Source organism: Kocuria cellulosilytica, from assembly GCF_040981245.1.
Classification (GTDB): Bacteria; Actinomycetota; Actinomycetes; order Actinomycetales; family Micrococcaceae; genus Kocuria; species Kocuria cellulosilytica.
Genome location: NZ_JAVFWZ010000002.1, coordinates 83,397 through 101,219 on the forward strand (window position 1 = coordinate 83,397; position 17,823 = coordinate 101,219).

Annotated in this window: 22 protein-coding genes and 2 tRNA genes; 14 read left to right on the forward strand and 10 right to left on the reverse strand. The window is 73.7% G+C overall.

Translation table 11 applies throughout. The features are described 5' to 3' along the window. Window positions 1-220: 220 nt before the first annotated feature. The 7 genes from RCG67_RS02930 (at window position 221) to RCG67_RS02960 (ending at window position 6,816) form a co-directional block, all read left to right on the forward strand. Window positions 221-1,918, forward strand: a complete 1,698-nt coding sequence (locus RCG67_RS02930; protein ID WP_368824764.1) for a dihydroxyacetone kinase family protein — start codon at window positions 221-223, stop codon at window positions 1,916-1,918. 178 nt (window positions 1,919-2,096) lie between these two features. Further along, window positions 2,097-3,278, forward strand: a complete 1,182-nt coding sequence (locus RCG67_RS02935; protein ID WP_368824765.1) for an NUDIX hydrolase — start codon at window positions 2,097-2,099, stop codon at window positions 3,276-3,278. 119 nt (window positions 3,279-3,397) lie between these two features. Next, window positions 3,398-4,240 (forward strand): thymidylate synthase, encoded by an 843-nt coding sequence (locus RCG67_RS02940; RefSeq protein ID WP_368824766.1) that lies wholly within the window; start codon window positions 3,398-3,400, stop codon window positions 4,238-4,240. Next, a complete protein-coding gene (locus tag RCG67_RS02945) occupies window positions 4,237-4,860 on the forward strand; it encodes a dihydrofolate reductase (protein WP_368824767.1) in 624 nt (207 codons plus the stop codon). Before RCG67_RS02940 ends, RCG67_RS02945 begins: the two co-directional genes overlap by 4 nt. Window positions 4,861-4,886: 26 nt before the next feature. Beyond that, window positions 4,887-5,279: a GNAT family N-acetyltransferase gene (locus tag RCG67_RS02950; RefSeq protein WP_058872494.1), complete on the forward strand. Its 393-nt coding sequence runs from the start codon at window positions 4,887-4,889 to the stop codon at window positions 5,277-5,279. A 10-nt stretch (window positions 5,280-5,289) separates the two neighbouring features. Further along, window positions 5,290-6,432 (forward strand): aspartate-semialdehyde dehydrogenase, encoded by a 1,143-nt coding sequence (gene asd, locus RCG67_RS02955; RefSeq protein WP_368824768.1) that lies wholly within the window; start codon window positions 5,290-5,292, stop codon window positions 6,430-6,432. A 3-nt stretch (window positions 6,433-6,435) separates the two neighbouring features. After that, entirely contained in the window at window positions 6,436-6,816 is a 381-nt protein-coding gene (locus RCG67_RS02960; protein ID WP_082696878.1) for a GntR family transcriptional regulator, read from the forward strand. 114 nt (window positions 6,817-6,930) lie between these two features. On the opposite strand, the gene RCG67_RS02965 is transcribed toward RCG67_RS02960, so the two are convergent. The 4 genes from RCG67_RS02965 to RCG67_RS02980 are packed head-to-tail and all read right to left on the reverse strand — an operon-like array spanning window position 6,931 to window position 9,424. Then, window positions 6,931-7,326, reverse strand: coding sequence for a PGPGW domain-containing protein (locus tag RCG67_RS02965; RefSeq protein ID WP_368824769.1), 396 nt, complete (start codon window positions 7,324-7,326; stop codon window positions 6,931-6,933). 7 nt (window positions 7,327-7,333) lie between these two features. Further along, window positions 7,334-8,449 (reverse strand): UDP-N-acetylmuramate dehydrogenase, encoded by a 1,116-nt coding sequence (locus RCG67_RS02970; protein ID WP_368824770.1) that lies wholly within the window; start codon window positions 8,447-8,449, stop codon window positions 7,334-7,336. A 43-nt stretch (window positions 8,450-8,492) separates the two neighbouring features. Further along, entirely contained in the window at window positions 8,493-8,978 is a 486-nt protein-coding gene (locus tag RCG67_RS02975) for a MaoC family dehydratase (protein ID WP_438612631.1), read from the reverse strand. After that, a complete protein-coding gene (locus RCG67_RS02980) occupies window positions 8,975-9,424 on the reverse strand; it encodes an FAS1-like dehydratase domain-containing protein (protein WP_368824771.1) in 450 nt (149 codons plus the stop codon). Before RCG67_RS02980 ends, RCG67_RS02975 begins: the two co-directional genes overlap by 4 nt. 111 nt (window positions 9,425-9,535) lie before the next feature. On the opposite strand from RCG67_RS02980, the gene RCG67_RS02985 reads away from it, so the two are divergent. Beyond that, window positions 9,536-10,699 (forward strand): calcium/sodium antiporter, encoded by a 1,164-nt coding sequence (locus tag RCG67_RS02985; RefSeq protein WP_368824772.1) that lies wholly within the window; start codon window positions 9,536-9,538, stop codon window positions 10,697-10,699. 112 nt (window positions 10,700-10,811) lie between these two features. Here the strand turns inward: RCG67_RS02985 and RCG67_RS02990 are convergent. Continuing rightward, a tRNA-Met gene (locus tag RCG67_RS02990) sits at window positions 10,812-10,885 on the reverse strand. A 62-nt stretch (window positions 10,886-10,947) separates the two neighbouring features. Beyond that, window positions 10,948-11,019, reverse strand: a tRNA-Thr gene (locus tag RCG67_RS02995). Between the two features lie 249 nt (window positions 11,020-11,268). On the opposite strand from RCG67_RS02995, the gene RCG67_RS03000 reads away from it, so the two are divergent. The 3 genes from RCG67_RS03000 to RCG67_RS03010 all read left to right on the forward strand — a co-directional run bounded on the left by RCG67_RS03000 (window position 11,269) and on the right by RCG67_RS03010 (window position 13,152). Next, the gene (locus RCG67_RS03000) at window positions 11,269-11,610 is read left to right on the forward strand and encodes a hypothetical protein (RefSeq protein WP_368824773.1); all 342 of its coding nucleotides are present in this window, start codon (window positions 11,269-11,271) and stop codon (window positions 11,608-11,610) included. A gap of 134 nt (window positions 11,611-11,744) precedes the next feature. After that, on the forward strand, window positions 11,745-12,626 hold the full coding sequence (locus RCG67_RS03005; protein ID WP_368824774.1) for a manganese catalase: 882 nt from the start codon (window positions 11,745-11,747) through the stop codon (window positions 12,624-12,626). A gap of 52 nt (window positions 12,627-12,678) precedes the next feature. Beyond that, window positions 12,679-13,152 carry a DUF4383 domain-containing protein gene (locus RCG67_RS03010; protein ID WP_368824775.1) on the forward strand — a complete coding sequence of 158 codons (474 nt, stop codon included), beginning with the start codon at window positions 12,679-12,681 and terminating at the stop codon, window positions 13,150-13,152. Window positions 13,153-13,273: 121 nt separating this feature from the next. Here RCG67_RS03010 and RCG67_RS03015 read toward each other — a convergent pair whose 3' ends face one another. The 3 genes from RCG67_RS03015 to RCG67_RS03025 are packed head-to-tail and all read right to left on the reverse strand — an operon-like array spanning window position 13,274 to window position 15,758. Continuing rightward, window positions 13,274-13,711, reverse strand: coding sequence for a cupin domain-containing protein (locus RCG67_RS03015; protein WP_368824776.1), 438 nt, complete (start codon window positions 13,709-13,711; stop codon window positions 13,274-13,276). Then, on the reverse strand, window positions 13,708-14,631 hold the full coding sequence (locus RCG67_RS03020) for an FRG domain-containing protein (RefSeq protein WP_368824777.1): 924 nt from the start codon (window positions 14,629-14,631) through the stop codon (window positions 13,708-13,710). The genes RCG67_RS03015 and RCG67_RS03020 overlap by 4 nt, the downstream gene beginning before the upstream one ends. Beyond that, window positions 14,628-15,758, reverse strand: coding sequence for a glycosyltransferase family 2 protein (locus RCG67_RS03025; RefSeq protein WP_368824778.1), 1,131 nt, complete (start codon window positions 15,756-15,758; stop codon window positions 14,628-14,630). The genes RCG67_RS03020 and RCG67_RS03025 overlap by 4 nt, the downstream gene beginning before the upstream one ends. A 282-nt stretch (window positions 15,759-16,040) precedes the next feature. Here RCG67_RS03025 and RCG67_RS03030 point away from each other — a divergent pair, with 282 nt between their 5' ends. The 3 genes from RCG67_RS03030 to RCG67_RS03040 all read left to right on the forward strand — a co-directional run bounded on the left by RCG67_RS03030 (window position 16,041) and on the right by RCG67_RS03040 (window position 16,977). After that, window positions 16,041-16,325 (forward strand): hypothetical protein, encoded by a 285-nt coding sequence (locus RCG67_RS03030; protein WP_368824779.1) that lies wholly within the window; start codon window positions 16,041-16,043, stop codon window positions 16,323-16,325. A gap of 64 nt (window positions 16,326-16,389) precedes the next feature. Continuing rightward, a complete protein-coding gene (locus tag RCG67_RS03035) occupies window positions 16,390-16,608 on the forward strand; it encodes a hypothetical protein (protein ID WP_058872483.1) in 219 nt (72 codons plus the stop codon). A 135-nt stretch (window positions 16,609-16,743) separates the two neighbouring features. Beyond that, window positions 16,744-16,977 carry a metallothionein gene (locus RCG67_RS03040; RefSeq protein WP_058872482.1) on the forward strand — a complete coding sequence of 78 codons (234 nt, stop codon included), beginning with the start codon at window positions 16,744-16,746 and terminating at the stop codon, window positions 16,975-16,977. A 77-nt stretch (window positions 16,978-17,054) separates the two neighbouring features. Here the strand turns inward: RCG67_RS03040 and RCG67_RS03045 are convergent, their stop codons facing one another. Beyond that, window positions 17,055-17,669: a DUF305 domain-containing protein gene (locus RCG67_RS03045; RefSeq protein WP_368824780.1), complete on the reverse strand. Its 615-nt coding sequence runs from the start codon at window positions 17,667-17,669 to the stop codon at window positions 17,055-17,057. Between the last annotated feature and the right edge of the window lie 154 nt (window positions 17,670-17,823).

Below are 17,823 nucleotides of genomic sequence, written 5' to 3' on the forward strand. Positions count from 1 at the left end.
GGTGACGCACCGTGCGGCGGGGACGTCCGGATCGGCGTTCACGCCGGGCCTCCAGGGGGTCGGCGACAGGGTGGCCGCACCGGTCCCGGGCGCCCTCGCCCGATCCCGCCGAGGTCCCTGCCCCGGGGGACCGCTCATCCGGCTCGGTGCCCTTGGCCCGGTGCCGCTCCTGTGATGGGCTGATCGCGGGCATCCACCCCTCCCCGACCGAAGGACCGCCATGCGCAAGCTGATCAACGACCCCGCCGACGTCGTCGAGGACCTCATCACCGGGCTCACCGCCCGCAACCGCGACCTCGCCCGGGTGACGGGCTGGCCCGTCGTCGTGCGGACCGAGCGAGCGGACGGGAAGGTGGCGCTGATCTCGGGCGGGGGCTCTGGGCACGAGCCCGCCCACGCCGGGTTCGTGGGCCGCGGCATGCTCGACGCCGCCGTGTGCGGGCCGGTGTTCACCTCCCCGTCGGCGGACGCCGTCCAGGCGGCGCTGCAGGCGGTCGGCGAGGACCGCGACGTCCTGCTCATCGTGAAGAACTACACCGGGGACCTCCTGAACTTCGGCCTGGCCGAGGAGACCGCGCAGGCCTCGGGACGGACCGCGGCCACGGTCGTCGTGGCCGACGACGTCGCCCTGGGCGACTCCGCCGGCGCCGGCCGCCGCGGGATCGGCGGGACGGTGCTGGTGCACAAGATCGCCGGCGCCGCGGCGGAGGCCGGCCGCGGGATCACCGACATCCGGCGCCTCCTCGAGGAGTTCCTGCCGGGGATGGGCACCATGGGCGTCGCCCTGGGCCCCGGCCTCGTCCCCGGTGCCGACGCCCCCAACTTCGACCTGGCCGAGGACGAGGTCGAGTGGGGCCTGGGCATCCACGGCGAGTCGGGCAAGGAGCGCGGCACGGCCGGCTCCGCCCGGCACGTCGCCGCCCGGCTGGTCGACGCCGTCGTGGCCGACCGGGGGCTGCGGGACGGAGACGCCGTGGTCGCGCTGGTCAACGGGCTGGGGGCCACGCCGCCGCTGGAGCTGGAGATCCTGGCGGGCGAGGTGCTCGCAGCCGCCCGGGGGCACGGGCTCGACGTGCGCCTGTGCTGGTCCGGGACGCTGCTCACCAGCCTCGACATGCCCGGCGCCTCCGTCACCCTGGCCCGCGTGGACGACGAGCTGCTGGAGCTGCTGGGTGCCGACACCGACGCTCCCGGCTGGGTGAGGCCCACCGTGCCCGCCGGATCGCCGCGGGAGACCACGGTGGATCTGCCCGACCCCCTGGCCGAACTGGCCGGCGCCGACCGGATCGACCCCGCGGTCCTCGACGCCCTGTTCCGCGCCGTGGACGCGGTCGAGGAGGCGGAGCAGCGGCTCACCGAACTCGACCGGAAGGTCGGCGACGGGGACCTCGGGACCAATCTCGCCCGGGGCGCGCGGGCGCTGCGGACACGTCAGGAGCAGCTCGGCGCGGCCCCGGACCTGCGCACCTGGTTCCGGGCCGTCGCCCACGTGCTGCAGCACGAGGTCGGGGGGACGTCCGGGCCCCTCTACTCCCTCTTCGTCCTGGCCCTCGGCGAGGCGTTCGAGCCCGGAGAGCGCGAGATCCGGCCGGAGGCCCTCACCGCGGGCTTCCAGGACGCGGTGGCCCGCCTGCAGGAGCTCGGCGGCGCCCGCGTGGGGGACTCCACCATGATGGACGCGCTCATCCCCGCCGCCGAGGCCCTGGGCGGCGTCCCCGCGAACGACCGCGATCCGCACCGGCTCGCGGCCGAGGCCCTCGCCCGGGCCGCGGAGGGCACCGAGGCGACGACGGGAGTGGTCGCCGGGCTGGGCCGCTCCAGCTACGTGGGCGAGCGAGCCGTCGGCACCCCGGATCCCGGGGCGGTGGCCGTCACCGTGTGGCTGGAGGCCGTCCTGCGGCCGTGGGCGGACGGCTGAGCCGTACCCCGCCCCCGGGGCACGGGTGCTCGAGCCCCGGCGGCAGGTGATCGGGTCCGAAGGCAGCACGCCCAGGACCCAGAGGGTCGGCGGTAGCATCGTGGGGGTGCCACCCGACGGTCCGGACCGCGGGCCCCGGCACGCCCGTGCACCACGGACAGGGGACGAAAGAGGGACCATGCCCAGGACCGTCGAGAACACCGCAGCGACCAGCACCGAGAAGGCCGCTGAGAAGACCACCGAGAAGACCGCTGAGAAGACCGCTGAGAAGGCGGCTGTGAGGACCGCCGCGAAGGCCGCGGAGCGGACCGGCGACAGAACCGCGGTGCGGACCGCCGTGCGGACCGCGGGGAGGATCTCCGGGCCGGGCCCGGACGGGAGCACCGGCAGGGCGGGAGCGAGGACCGATGCGAGGAGCGCGGCGGCGGGCGGACGGCCTGCCGCCGTCCTCGCGGCCGGGTGCCTGTGCTGGCGGCGGACGGGAAGCGACCTCGAGGTCCTGCTCATCCACCGGCCCCGCTACGACGACTGGTCCTTCCCCAAGGGCAAGCAGGACGAGGGCGAGACGCTGCCCGAGACCGCCCACCGGGAGGTCGGCGAGGAGATCGGCCTGCTCCCGCGGCTGGGGGTGCCCCTGCCCACGATCCGCTACGAGGTCAGGGACGGCAGCAAGGACGTGCACTACTGGGCCGCGGAGTTCGGTCCCGGGGCGCGCCCCGAACCCGACGGCCGGGAGGTCGACGCCCTCCGCTGGGTCGGGCCCGACGAGGCGCACCGGATGCTCTCCAACCCCTCCGACCGGGAGCCGCTGGCGGCCCTCGTGGAGCTGCACGAACAGGGGGACCTCGCCACGCGCCCGGCGATCGTCGTGCGCCACGCCAAGGCGAAGCCGCGCTCGTCCTGGTCCCGGGCCGAGGGCGACCGCCCGCTGGCCGCGACCGGCAAGCGCCAGGCCCTCGCCGTGACCCGGCTGCTGCGGGCCTGGTCCCCCGAGCGGGTGCTCACGTCCCCCTGGCTGCGCTGCCTGTCCACGGTGGTGCCGTACGCACGGAAGGCCGGGGTCTCCGTGCGGGAACGCCCTCAGCTCACGGAGGCCTCGCACAAGCGCCACCCCAAGAAGGCGGCCGCCGTGGCCCAGACCATGTTCGACAAGGACGTGCCCGTGGCGCTGTGCACGCACCGCCCGGTGCTGCCCACCGTCATCAAGGTCATCGCCCGGCACACGGACCCCGAGCTCGCCGCGCTGCTGCCGGCCAAGGACCCGTACCTGTCCCCCGGCGAGATGATCGTGCTGCAGGTCTCCCGCCGGCACCGCCGCCGCGTGGTCTCCGTGGAGCTCGTGAAGCCCTTCGACGACTGAGTCCCGGCACCGCACGACCCGCCACGACCGCCCGGTCGCGGCCGTCCCCGCCACGACCCTTCCTGCCACGACCCTTTTGCCATGAACCTTTTGCCATGAGCCTTTCCGAGGAGCCCCGCATGACCTCCCCCGCCCCCGTGCCCGCCCCGGTGCCGACGCCCTACGAGGACCTCCTGCGGGAGGTCCTCGAGCAGGGCGTGCACAAGTCCGACCGCACGGGCACCGGGACGCGCAGCGTCTTCGGGCGCCAGATCCGCTTCGACCTGGCGGAGTCCTTCCCGCTGCTGACCACCAAGCGGGTGCACTTCAGGTCGCTCGCCCTCGAGCTGCTGTGGTTCCTGCGCGGGGACTCGAACGTGCGGTGGCTGCAGGAGCGCGGGGTGTCCATCTGGGACGAGTGGGCGGACGCGGACGGGGAGCTCGGTCCGGTCTACGGCGTGCAGTGGCGGTCCTGGCCCACCGCCGACGGCGGGTCGATCGACCAGATCGCCAAGGTCGTGGAGCAGATCCGCACGAACCCCGACTCCCGGCGCCACGTGGTGACCGCGTGGAACCCGGCCGAGGTGGACGAGATGGCCCTGCCGCCGTGCCACGCGCTGTTCCAGTTCTACGTCGAGCCCCGGGAGGACGGACCGGGCCGGCTGTCCTGCCAGCTCTACCAGCGCTCCGCGGACATGTTCCTGGGGGTGCCGTTCAACATCGCCTCCTACGCGCTGCTCACCGTCATGATCGCCCAGCAGACCGACCTCGAGCCCGGCGAGTTCGTCTGGACCGGCGGCGACTGCCACGTCTACGACAACCACGTGGCGCAGGTCCGCGAGCAGCTCTCGCGGGAGCCCTACCCCTATCCGCGGCTGCGGCTCGCCCGGCGGCCCGCCACCGTCTTCGACTACGAGTTCGAGGACTTCGAGGTCCTCGACTACCGCCACCACCCGGCGATCAAGGCGCCGGTGGCCGTATGAGCGCCGCACCGGACCCGGCGCGCCCGACCGGCCCCACCGGGACGGTCGGGGCGATCTGGGCGCAGACCGCCGGCGGTGTCATCGGCCGCGGCGGGACGATGCCCTGGTCGCTGCCGGAGGACATGGCCTTCTTCCGGCGCACCACGACCGGCCACCCGGTGATCATGGGCCGGCGCACGTGGGAGTCCTTCCCGGAGCGCTTCCGTCCCCTGCCCGCGCGGACCAACATCGTGATCACCTCGTCCCCCGAGCGCGTGGCCCCGGGGGCGGGTCCCGGCGCGGTGCTGACCGCGGCGTCCTACGCCGAGGCCGTGCGCCTGGCCCGGTCGAGCCCCGGCGCGGAGCGGATCTGGGTGATCGGCGGCGGCGAGGTCTACCGGCAGGCCCTCGCGGACGCCGAGCACCCCGTGACGGAGGCGCTCGTGACCGTCATCGACCTCGATGCCGAGGGGGACACGCACGCCCCGGTGCTCGACGGCACGTGGGCCACGGAGCCGGTCGTGGGCCCGTCGGTGTCCCGCACGGGCCTGGGCTACCGGATCGACCGGCGCACGCGCGGCCCGCGCGGGCCCGGGGACGGCGTGCGCGGTTCCGGTGGCCCGGCGGCTCCGGTAGCGTGAGCTGCACCACGACCAGGAGGACGACCGTGACCGACCGGCACCCCGACCCCACGATCCGGGACGACGAGCAGCTGCGCGTCGTGAAGAACTCGGACCTCGACCGCTTCGAGCTGTGGCGGGGGGAGCAGTTCATCGGCTTCGAGGGCTTCCAGGAGCACGAGGACGGCACGGTGGAGCTCCAGCACACCATCATCGGCGAGCAGTTCGGCCGGCAGGGCTACGCGCGCACGCTCGTCACGCTGCTGCTGGACGGCTTCCGGGAGCAGGGCGTCGCGGTGCGCCCCACGTGCACCTACGTCCAGGACTACCTCCACCGCTTCCCGCAGTACGGGGACGTGGTGGTGCCCGGCCTCGAGCTCCCGCCGGCGCAGAAGGTGAAGGAGAAGAGGCGGCGCTGGGCCCTCCACCGCGCCCAGTAGACTGGGGGCCATGACTTTTCGCTCGGGAGATTCGGTAGGGTTCGTCGGCTGGCGCGGGATGGTGGGCTCCGTGCTCATGCAGCGCATGCAGGAGGAGGGGGACTTCGGGGGGATCACCCCGGTGTTCTTCTCCACCTCGAGCGCCGGCCGCCCCGCCCCGCAGTTCGCCGGGGACGCCGGCACGCTGCAGGACGCCTACGACCTCGAGACCCTGTGCAAGCTTCCCGTGATCGTCACCGCCCAGGGCGGGGACTACACCAAGGACGTGCACGGCCGGCTCCGGGCCGCCGGGTGGGACGGGCTGTGGATCGACGCCGCCTCGACCCTGCGGATGAACGACGACGCGATCATCGTCCTGGACCCCGTCAACCGGGACGTCATCGACCGCGGGCTCGAGAGCGGCGTGAAGGACTTCGTGGGCGGCAACTGCACGGTGTCCTGCCTGCTCATGGGGCTGGGCGGGCTGTTCCGCAACGACCTCGTGGAGTGGGCCACGTCGATGACCTACCAGGCCGCCTCGGGCGGCGGGGCCCGGCACATGCGCGAGGTGCTGGCGCAGTTCGGCGCTCTCCACGGCGTCGTCGCGGACGAGCTGGCCGATCCCGCCTCCGCGATCCTGGACATCGACCGCAAGGTGCTCGACGCCCAGCGCGGCGACACCCTGGACACCTCGATGTTCGGCGCGCCCCTGTCCGGCTCCCTGATCCCCTGGATCGACGCCGACCTCGGCAACGGGCAGTCCCGCGAGGAGTGGAAGTCCGCGGCCGAGACCAACAAGATCCTGGGCCGCACCGACCGGTTCGCCCAGGACTGGGTGCCCATGGACGGGCTGTGCGTGCGGATCGCCACGATGCGCTCGCACTCCCAGGCCCTCACGATCAAGCTGCGCGAGGACCTGCCCGTGGACGAGATCGAGCGGATCATCGACGCCGACAACGAGTGGGCCACCGTGGTGCCCAACACCAAGGAGGACTCGATGCGGGACCTCACCCCCGTGGCGACCTCCGGGACCCTGGACATCCCCGTGGGCCGGATCCGCAAGCTCGCCATGGGGCCGGGCTACATCAGCGCCTTCACGATCGGCGACCAGCTGCTGTGGGGCGCGGCCGAGCCGCTGCGCCGCATGCTGCGCATCGCCACCGGCACCCTGTAGCCGGTGGCGGAGACCCCGATCCCGCCGGGGCTCGCGCTCGACGCGGGCGACGCCCGTCCGCCGTCCGAGCAGCTCAGGCACCGGGTGCAGCAGGGCCGCACGGACGGCACCCTGCCACCGGGCACCCGGCTGCCGCCGGTGCGCCGGCTCGCCGAGGCGCTGGGCCTCGCGGCCGGCACCGTGGCCAAGGCCTACCGCGAGCTGGAGGCCGCCGGCGTCATCGAGACCCGGGGCCGGCGGGGCAGCTTCGTGCGCGCCGCGGACCGGACCGAGGACCTGGCGGTGCAGGCCGCCCGCCGCTACGCCGCCGAGATCGCGGACCTCGGGCTCTCGGCGGAGCAGGCCCTCGAGCTGGTGGCCGCGCAGCTGGGCCGCTCCCGCTGACCGGGACGCCCGCACGCCGGTCCGTGCGGAGCGCCGCCGGAGGACGAGCCACCGAAGGACGGACCGCCCGAGGACGGACCGCAGCAGGGCGGACCGCCCGGACCACGGGTGCGCTCAGGCGCCGGGGGTGCGCAGGTGCCGGGGGCCCGGCACGAGATTGCCGGGGCCGGCCAGGGCCCGGCGGTGGCGCCCCTCGGCCGTGCGGGCCAGCCACCACCGCCAGCCGCGCACCACCTGGCCCTTGGCCCACTGGTTGAGCCGGTGCGCCCAGTGGAACTCGGTGCCCCAGACGCCGAGGCCCAGGAAGATGGCGAGCCACCCGGGACCCGGCGTCACGAGCATGACCAGCCCCGCCAGCACGAAGACGCCGCCGAGGACCGTCACGAGCGTCCGGTAGACCGCGAACAGCAGGGGGTGCCCGCGCGACCAGCGGCGCAGCCGGCCCAGGGCCCGCCGCACCCGGCCCTCGGAGCTCTCCCCCTGGGCGATCTCCTCCTCGAGGCTGCTCACGGCCGCCTCAGACCGCCGTGCCCACGATGACGGGCTCGGCGACGAGGTCCACCCCGTACACGGACGCGACGCCGTCGCGGACCGTCCGGGCCAGCGCCATGAGGTCCTGCGCGGAGGCGCCGCCGCGGTTGGTGAGCGCGAGCGTGTGCTTGGTCGACAGCGAGGCGCGCCCCCCGGCGACCGCGGCGCCGTCGAGGTCCAGGAGCTCGTTGCGGGTGCCGGGCAGCCCGAAGCCCTTGCCGAAGCCCGCGTGGTCGATGAGCCACGCGGCCGAGAGCTTGACCCGGTCCTCGATGGGGCGTCCCGCGGCGTCCACCACGGGGAAGCGGGGGGCGTCGGCGGGCAGCCGTCCCCCCAGCGCGTCCGCGGCGAGGATCGGGTTGGTGAAGAACGAGCCGGTGCTGTAGGTGTCGCGGTCCTCGGGGTCGAGGACCATGCCCTTGCCCGCGCGCAGGGCCAGGACGGTCTCCCGCACCCGGCCCAGCGGGGCGCGCTCCCCCACCTCGACGCCGAGCCGGCGGGCGAGCTCGCCGTAGCGCACCGGCGCGCTCGCGGTGCCCCGCCCGAGCCGGAACCGCACGGCGAGGACGACGAAGCGCGGGGAGCCGGCCACCGTGCTGCGCTTGAGGGCGGAGTCCCGGTAGGAGAAGGCCAGGTCGGCCGGGGCGAACTCCCGCACACGCCGCTCGTGACGGTCCCAGACCCGCACGAGCTCCACGGTCTGGGCCACCTCCTGGCCGTACGCCCCGACGTTCTGCACCGGGGTGGCACCGGTGGTGCCGGGGATGCCGGACAGGGCCTCGACGCCGACCAGTCCCCCGGCCACGGCCTGCGCCACGAGCTCGTCCCAGGAGTGGCCGGCCTGGACCTCCAGGAGGGCGCTCCCGGGAGCGTCGTCGAGGACCTCGACGCCGTGCGAGGCCACGTGCACCACGGTGCCCGCGAACCCGGCGTCGGCCGCGATGAGGTTGGAGCCGCCCCCGACCACGAGCACGTCCCGTCCGGCGGCGTCGGCGGCCGCGACGGCGTCGACGACCGCGTGCTCGGACTCCGCCCGCACGTAGTGGCGGGCGGGTCCGCCCACGGCGGCGGTCGTGAGGTCTGCGATGCGAGGGGACGTCATGGCGACCAGTTTATCGGCCGGCCCGCCGTGCCCCGGCCGGCGCTCACGCCAGCCGCACCACGGCCTGGGCCTTGACCAGGACCTTCAGCGGGGCGGCGGTCGCCGGGTCGGCGCCCGCCGCGGAGAGGTCGGGGGCGGTCACGGTGAGGTCCACGCGCACGGTGCGGGCGTCGTCGTCGAGGGCGCCGACCTTCCCGGAGACCGTGAGGGCCGTGGAGGACTCGACCTCGGTCCCGAAGCGGTTGGGGACGACCACCGGCTTGGTGAAGCGGGTCTGGTAGTCGACGACGGCGCCCGGGTCGCCAACCCAGTCGGTGACGAGCTGCACGGCGGCGCCCATCGTGAGCATCCCGTGGGCGATGACGTCGGGCAGGCCCACGGAGCGGGCGAACTCCTCGTTCCAGTGGATCGGGTTGAGGTCACCGGAGGCGCCGGCGTAGCGGACCAGGTCGGCGCGGGAGAGCTCCACCCGGCGCTCCCCGATCTCCTGGCCCTTCTCGAGGCTGTCGAAGTCGATGCGCACGGTCACTGGTCCTCTCCTCGCACCAGCAGGGACGACACGGTGGTGGCGACCTGCTCGCCGTCAACGGTGCGGATCTCGGCTCTGGACGTCACCATCGCCCCGGAGCCCATGGCCCGGACCTGGTCCACGTGCAGCTCGGCGACGAGCTCGTCCCCGGCCACGATCGGGCGGTGGTGGGTGAAGCGCTGGTCGGCGTGGACCACGCGCGAGAAGTCGATGCCGGCCTCGGGGTCGGCGATCAGCGCGGCGTCGGCGCGCTGGGCCACCACGATCGCGAAGGTGGGGGGTGCGACGAGATCGGGGTGGCCGAGGGACCGGGCCGTCTCGACGTCGTGGTGGGCCGGATGGGCGGCCCGGACCGCGCGGGCGAAGTCGCGGATCGCCTCCCGTCCGACGCTGTAGGGCTCGGCCGGCGGGTAGGTCCGCCCGACGAGATCGGGGTTCACGGGCATGGCAGCTCCTCGCTGGACGGGGCCGCGCGCAGGCGGCGGGACCCGCCCAGTCTACGGCGGTGCGCCGCGCCCCGTGGGTCGCCGGCGCCCGGGGCACGTACACTCCTGGCCATGGATCTCCTGGACGTGGGCCGGATCGTCGTAGGACTCGTGCTGCTGGTCGGCGGCGGAGAGCTGCTGGTGCGGGGTGCGTCCGCGCTCGCCCGGCGGGTGGGGATCTCCTCCCTCGTGGTCGGGCTCACCGTGGTCTCGGCGGCCACGTCGGCGCCGGAGCTCGCCGTCACCGTCGGCGCCGTGCTGCGGGACGAGCCGGGCCTGGCCGTCGGGAACGTGGTCGGCAGCAACATCGTCAACGTCCTGCTCATCCTCGGGCTCTCCGCCCTCGTCATTCCCCTCGCGGTGAAGCAGCGGCTGGTGCGCTTCGACCTGCCCCTGATGGTCTTCCTGTCGATCGGGATGCTGCTCGTGTCCCTCGACGGACGGATCGGCGCGCTGGACGGGGTCCTCCTGCTCTCCGCCGTGGTGGTGCACACGGTGCTGACCGTCGTGCTCAGCCGGCGCGGCGCCCCCGCCCCCGTGGCGGCACCGCCCGGGGACGGGAGCGCCGGCGACAGCGGTGACGGCGACATGGGTGACGGCGATGCCGAGGACGTCCGGCCGGAGGCGGAGCCGCCCCCGGCGTCGGTCCCCCGGTCCGTGCTGCTCGTAGTGCTCGGGATCGCCCTGCTGGTGGCCGGCGCGACCCTGCTCGTCGACGGGGCGGTGAGCATCGCCACGTCCCTGGGGGTCAGCAGCCTGGTGGTCGGGCTGACCGTGGTGGCCGTCGGGACGTCGCTGCCCGAGCTGGCGACGTCCGTCATCGCGGTGCGCCGCGGTGAGCGCGACCTGGCCGTGGGCAACGTGGTGGGCAGCAACATCTTCAACATCGGGGTGGTGCTCGGCCTGCCCGCCCTGATCGCCCGCGACGGCATCCCGGTGGCGGACGCCGCGGTGGCCCTGGACATCCCGGTGATGCTGGCCGCCGCGGTCGCCCTGCTTCCCATCGCGTTCACGGGCTTCGCGGTGGCCCGCTGGGAGGGTGCCCTGTTCGTGGGACTGTACGCCGCCTACACCGCCTACGTGGTCCTCGCGGCCACCGAGCACGACGCCCTGGGAGGGTTCACGTGGACCATGGCGTGGTTCGTCCTGCCGCTGGTCGTGCTGACGCTGGCCGCCTTCACCGCCTACGAGATCGGCCTGCGCCGGGGCCGCCGGGAGCCCGCGGGCTCGCCGTGACCGGTCCGTCCCGACCGCGCCGGCCCCGGACGGGACCCCGGAGCGAGGTCCCGACGCTCGGCTGCCCGGGCACGACAAAAGCCCGTGACCTTCGGTCACGGGCTTTTCGCCGTAGCGGTGGACGGGCTCGATCCGTCGACCTCACGATTATGAGTCGTGCGCTCTAACCAGCTGAGCTACACCGCCAGAGGGATGGGACACCGCGGCTGATCGGCCTGCACGGCCGGGCCGCGGGATCTCATCACGAGAGCCCCGACCGGGAATCGATCCCGGGACCTCCATCTTACCAAGATGGCGCTCTACCACTGAGCTATCGGGGCAACGACGAAGACTCTACCAGCACGTTTCGGGAGAACCAAAATCGCCCGGCCCCCTCCCCCGGCGCCCTCGGAACCGACACACAACCCCTGCCGGAGACCGGAGCGCAGGCCGGCAGAGGTGCGGCAGACCCATGGAGACGTTGCCGGACCGCACCACCCGCACCTGGTCGGCCGGGAACAACGCGGGTATCGTGGAGGAAGGTCGAGCAGGCGGCCATGGGGAAGATGCATGCGACGAAGGATGCTCCCGTGGACCACAAGCTCTCCGTACTCGTCCAGGTCGACCTGGGCGGCGCCTCCGTGCGCCTGGTCGTCACCGGCTGCCTGACCGAGGCCAACCAGCACGCCCTGTACCCGCTGGTGCGCCGCGCCCGGACGCTGATCCCGCCGGTGACCGTCAGCGTGGACCTCACCGCCGCCGGCCACGTCGAGGCGATCGCGGTGGACCTGCTGTGCTGGGCCGTCGAGCACGACAGGTCCCCGGACGGGGTCAGCTTCGTGGAACTGCTGGTCCCCAACGGCCTGCCCGTCCATCCGCACGCCCCACCCCCTGCGCCCGGCCGCCTGGAGGCCTCGGGGCGCACCGGATGAAAGCGCCGTCCCACGTCATTCGATCAGCAAGCTTCCATTTCTCCGGGCCGCTCACTAGCGTGGATCGCACAGCCGGCGACGGGATGCGGAGTTCGCGCCACCGCCGGCCACGGACGTCGACAACGGAGGTCAGCATGTTCTTGCACCAGCAGAAGCTCCAGTACAAGTCCACCCCGGAGGCCCCGGACGCGGTCTACGCGCGCAAGCTGCAGGAGGTGATCGGCGGCCAGTACGGGGAGATCACCGTGGCCATGCAGTACAGCTTCCAGGCCTGGAACGCCCACATCCCGGGCAAGTACCGCGACCTGCTCTTCGGCACCGCCGCCGAGGAGTTCGGCCACATCGAGATGCTCGCCACGATGGTCGCCCAGCTGCTCGAGAAGGCCCCGCTGGGCATCACCGAGGACGCCGTCCAGGGTGATCCGGCGGTCGCGGCCGTGATCGGCGGCACCGACCTGCAGCACGCCATCGTGGCCGGGGCCGGGGCGAGGCCGGTGGACTCCATGGGCAACCCCTGGTCCGGGTCCTACGTGACCGCCTCCGGGAACCTGCTCGCGGACATGACCGCCAACGTCAACGCCGAGATGCAGGGCCGCACCCAGGTCGCCAGGCTCTACCACATGACCGACGACAAGGGCATCCGGGACATGCTCTCCTTCCTGCTGGCCAGGGACACCATGCACCAGAACCAGTGGATGGCCGCGGTCAAGGAGCTGCAGGCCGACGGCCTGGAGCAGATGCCGGTGCCCTCCAACTTCCCGCAGTCCAAGGAGGCCACCGAGTTCTCCTACGACTACTACAACTTCTCCGACGGTGCTGCCGCGGCGGAGGGTTCCTGGGCGCAGGGGCGGACCCCGGACGGGCACGGGAGCTTCGGCTACCGCGCCGAGCCCATGGAGGGCGTGCCGATGCCGCCTCCCACCCACCCCGACGCCCGGTTCTACGGCACCACCGAACAGTCCAACCTCAAGGAGAAGGCCGCCGGCACCATCCAGGACAAGCTGAAGAAGGAGTAGCCCCCAGCGGTCTGCCGCACCACCCTGAACCATTTCGAGGAGAGGAGCCATCATGACCACCCCAGCTGCCCGACCCGACGACCGCACGACCCGCCGCTCGCCCGTCCGGACGGCGGCCCTGCTCTACGGGGCCGTCTTCCTGCTCGTGGGCGCGGCCGGTTTCATCCCCGGCATCACCACGAACTACGACCAGCTCATGGTCGCCGGGCACGAGTCCGAGGCGATGCTCCTGGGCATCTTCCAGGTCTCGATCCTGCACAACCTCGTGCACCTGCTCTACGGTGTGGCCGGCATCGCCCTGGCCCGCAGCGTTCCCGGGGCGCGGAACTTCCTGCGCTGGGGCGGTGCCGTGTACCTGCTGCTGTGGCTCTACGGCCTGCTCATCGACAAGGAGTCCACCGCGAACTTCGTGCCCCTCAACACCGCCGACGACTGGCTGCACCTGGTCCTGGGCGTGACCATGGTCGGCCTGTCCTTCCTGGACCGGAACACCCACGACCGGACCAGGGACGGGGCTCGCGCCTGAGGTCCACCACCGGGCGCCCTGCGCGCCCGGGAACCGGAGAAGCGGCTCCCCGCCCTCGGCGGGGAGCCGCTTCTCGCGCGTCCCCGGGAACCGGCTCCGCCCCGGGGACACATCCGCGCCATCAGGAGAAGACGTACTCCACGTCGGCGAAGTCGTCGGCGGCGAGCACGTAGAACACCCGCAGCACATCGGCCCCGGTGTTCCTGGCGCCGTGCTCGCGCCCACCCGGGACGAAGACGTTGGACCCCGCCCGGACCGGGTGCTCGACGCCGTCGAGGACGACCACGCCCTGCCCGGAGAGGACGTGGTAGGTCTCGGCCTGGTCGTGACGGTGCAGGGCGAGGAAACCGCCCTCGGGCAGCTCGGCGATGCCGGTGACCATGCTGTCGGTGGGCGTGGCGTCGGCGGAGAACAGGGTGCGCCAGGTGAGGTGACCCCGCTCGTCGTGCCAGCCCTGGACGGGGCGGTCGTCCTCCCGCAGCACCGGAGGCCCGTCCGCCCCGGCGGCCGGGGCTCCGGTGCGCCCTGTCGGCGGTCCGCCGGCCCTGTTCCGGCTCACGGGGTCCGCCCCGTGACGTCCGGGCCGGGCGCGGCGCCCGGCCCGTCGCCCATCCCCGGCGAGGCCGGCCCGGTCGAGGCGTCCTCCTCCGGGCGCGGCCCGTAGTAGCGGCCCAGCCAGCGGCACAGACCGTCGAGGCCGGGGAAGAGGACGCGCTCCGTCATGTTCGCCTGGTCGAGGTGGTCGCGGATCCGCCACTTCAGCCCCGGCGGGATGACCACCTTCCGGTAGAGCTCGGGGTGCTCGCCCAGCCACTCGTGCAGGGACGCCGTCGCCGCGGACATGGCGGAGAAGACCGCGGCCTGGTTCACTATCCGCTCGTCCAGCGACGGGGGCTCGAAGAACAGCGGCACCGCCCGCCCCTGCCGGTCCCGGCACCGGTCGAAGTCGGCCATGCTGTACGCCACCCGCCCCAGCATGCCGGTGGTGAACAGGCCTGCCGCGTGCGCGCTGATCTCCTCCCGCAGCTGCGCCGGGAGCAGCTCGTGCACCGCCGCGTAGTCCACGCACCACACCGCGCCGGGCAGGTCGTAGCAGCGCGGGTCCGCGGTGGCGAAGTGCAACGCCACGTAGGGCGAGTTCGACCAGTCCAGCAGGCGGGTGGGCAGCCCGTGGTGCTGGGCCACGGACAGCCAGTTCCAGTCCGAGTCCCCGGGGGAGGTGTCCCGGGCGGCGTACTTGCGGAAGTTCCGCAGGATGTGCGGCTCGATCTGCTCGCTCGAGGAGCCCCGGAGCCGGAACAGGCTGGTCTCCAGGTCCCGGTCGGCCAGCGCGTGCCCCCGGTAGACCACGTTGATCCGGAGGCTGCCGCCGGAGGGCTGCCAGTCGCTGTGGGTCAGGGCCGCGATCAGCCCGTACAGGTCGTCCTCGGCGATCTCGACGACCGGTCCCGCGCCCGCGGTGCCCGCTCCCGCGCTCATCGCCGGCTCCTCCCCCGCCGCCGGCCGGCGTCGACCGGCGGCAGCGGCACCCGTTCCCGCCGGCGCAGACGCCGGCGCAGCGCGGCCGAGGAGTGCCCGGCGGTGCGCAGCCGGGACCCTGCGTAGGACACCCCGCCGCGCGCCCGGACGGCCACGGCCGCCCACACGCACACCGACCGTTCCAGCACCCACAGGGGTGCCCACAGCACGGTGCCGGCGGGGAAGACCCGGGCGCCGCCGGCCCGGCGCCGGCCGGCCTCGGCCGTCCCGCACACGACCACGGCCCCGGCGATCCACCGGCCGGGGCGCCGCACGCACCAGCCCAGCAGGGGCAGCAGGGAGAGCTCCACGAGCAGCCGCCCCGGCTGGGCGAAGTCGTCGTAGGCCTGGCGGACGCGCTGACCGAGGAAGTGGGGCACGGTGGGGGGCACCCGGCCCACGAGCACGTCCAGGGCCACGCACTCCCGCCCGCCGGCCGCCCGCACCGTGCGGACGAGCTCGAGGTTCTCGAACAGGACGTCGCCGTCGTAGCCGCCCGCGCCCAGCAGCACCGACCGGCGCACCCCCAGGGTGCCCGGCCAGTCCCCGCCCAGGGCGCGGTTGAGCAGGGTGCGCCCGGAGTCCCAGCGGGCCTGCCAGGGCAGCTCCAGGTAGTAGTTCTGCGGGCGCACCACCTCGACGTGCCCCAGCAGTCCCACGATCCGCTCCACGGACCGCCGGGTGTGGCGCACGTCGTCGTCGGCCACCACGATGCGCTCCTCGCGGGCACGGCGCACACCGGTCATCACCCCGGCGACCTTGCCGTTGCGGCCGGGCCACGGCTGCGGGCGCACGTGCTCGACCGCCTCCGGCAGCGCCCGTCCATGTGCGGTGAAGAGCTCCTCGGCGGAGCCGTCGACGACCGTGACGGGCAGCCACGTCACGACCTCGGCCAGGTAGCGGGCGAGCCCGGCGAGTCCGGCGTCGTCGTCCCACTTCAGCGGCAGGACGTAACGGGCGTCAGCCAGGACGGCGGACGCGGCGGGGACCGCCGGAGGACGTCCGGGAACGGTCTTCTCGGGAACGCCGTGATGGCGGACGGCCTCGGCCTCGACGGAGAGGGCCTGAACGGAGACGGTGTGGTCCACGGGAGCATCCTTGTCGACAGGAGCGCACTGCGGGCCGGCTGCTCGACCACACTCCAGCCTAACCACACACCGGCCGCGGGGACCAGACGTGCGCGGAGCGCGCGCCCGTCCCCGGCCGGGCCGGCAGGACCGGCTGGAGGACGGCTGGGCACGTCGCCCGCGGCGGCTCCCGCGCCCTGTCGGCCCTGACCGGACCGGGGTCCGTCACAGGAGAGCGGTGGTTCCCTTGCCCGGGGCAGGTCACTAAGGTGGGGGTCACAGTTCACGGTAAGGAGGCTTCCTATGACCACCCCGAACAACGACGACGCCCCGGACCTCGACGACGTCATCACCCCCGAGGAGGACGCCCTGCCCCGCCCCATCCACCAGGGCCACGCCGGGATGCCGGAACGGCTCGACGACGAGGCGCTGGCCGCGGCCACCGAGCAGGAGCGGGTGGCCGCCGGACTGGCCGACTACGCCCCCGGTCAGGTCCCGCCGGCCGCCGACCCGCTGCCCGAGGGCTCCTCCGACGCAGCCGACCGCGCCCAGCGCGGGCTGGGCGAGGACGCCGCCGGGACCGACTGACCCCTCCCGCGCGGGCGCGCGCGGACCAGCCGCTGCAGGAACCGATTCGGACGAGGAGACCACGATGGCCGAGAGAGGCAACACCAAGCACGGGTCGGAGCTCGACGACCAGATGAAGCACGAGGTCGAGGACGCGCTCCAGGCCCAGCAGCCCGCCCACGTCGAGGAGCACCGCCAGACCGAGCCGTGGGTCGACGACACCGACGACCCCGCGGTGCGCTCCTCGGTCGAGGAGCGCGAGCGCCCCGACCGCCCGGAGGAGCAGTCCCCGGACGGAGGATGACGGACCTGGAGGCCGACGCCCTTCCCCCAGCCTGAACAACCCCGTCCCCGCCGGGGGCCGCCGCTCCCGGCGGGGACGTCCATCCCTTCCCCGCCCCTTCCCGCTGCACCTCGGACACTTCACCAGGAGACGGCCATGGCCACCTGCGACACCTGCGGCAACGACTACGACAAGACGTTCACCCTCACCCAGGGCGAGCGGACGGGCACCTTCGACAGCTTCGAGTGCGCCGCCCACGCCATGGCCCCGACCTGCGCCCACTGCGGGTGCCGTGTCCTCGGCCACGGGGTCGAGGCCGGGAACACCATCTACTGCTGCGCCCACTGCGCCGAGCACTCCGGGGCCGAGGGACTCACCGACCGCACCTGAGCCCCGCCACCGCGCTCGGCCGCCCTCGCCCGGCCGGCGCGGAACGGGACCGCCGGGACCGGGGCGTAGGGCTCAGCTCATTCCGTGGGGCACCGGCGCTCCGCGGGCTCCTGGTACTCGGGAACGGCCCGGGCCTCCGCCTCCTGGGCCGTGGCCGCAACGCCGTTGCGCTCGATGTCCTCGATCAGCCAGTCCATCTCGAAGATCTCCCGCCGCTGGGCCTCGCTGATCTCCACGGCCAGTTCGCACACCCGCACATCGGCGAGCTCAGCGCGCTCGGACCGGGTGATGGCCAGGGAGTGGTGCGGGATCATCGCGCTCATGAACGCGGTGTCCTGCACCGTGGTCTGGCTGCGGTCCAGGAACGTTCCCGCCCCCAGGAGCAGGAGGCTGACCACGACCACGGCCACATTGGCCTTCGTGTTCTTGTACATGTTCAGCATCCAGGCGAGCATGATCAGCCCCATGGTCCCGCCCATGGTCAGCGCCATGAACAGCCGGCTCTCGCTCCAGCGCACGTGGCCCCACTCCCAGGAGCCGACGAACATCGCGGCGTACATGACCACCATCGCGGTCAGGATCATGGCCGCGAAGCGCCAGTACATGGTCCGGCCTCCGTGGGATCCGTGGTCGCTCTCCTCCGGCCCACCGCGCCGGCCCTCGTCGGTCCGGTGGTCCCCCGTGTTCGACACAGCACTCCTCCGATCTCCGGTGCCCCGTTCGGCACGACGGCGTGCCGCCGGTGGACACCCCCTGCACCAGAGGGTAGACCGCGGGGTCCGCCGGTCCGGCCTGACGTCCGTGAAGATTCCGTGAAGAACGGCCGCCCCTCCCGCGCGAGCACCG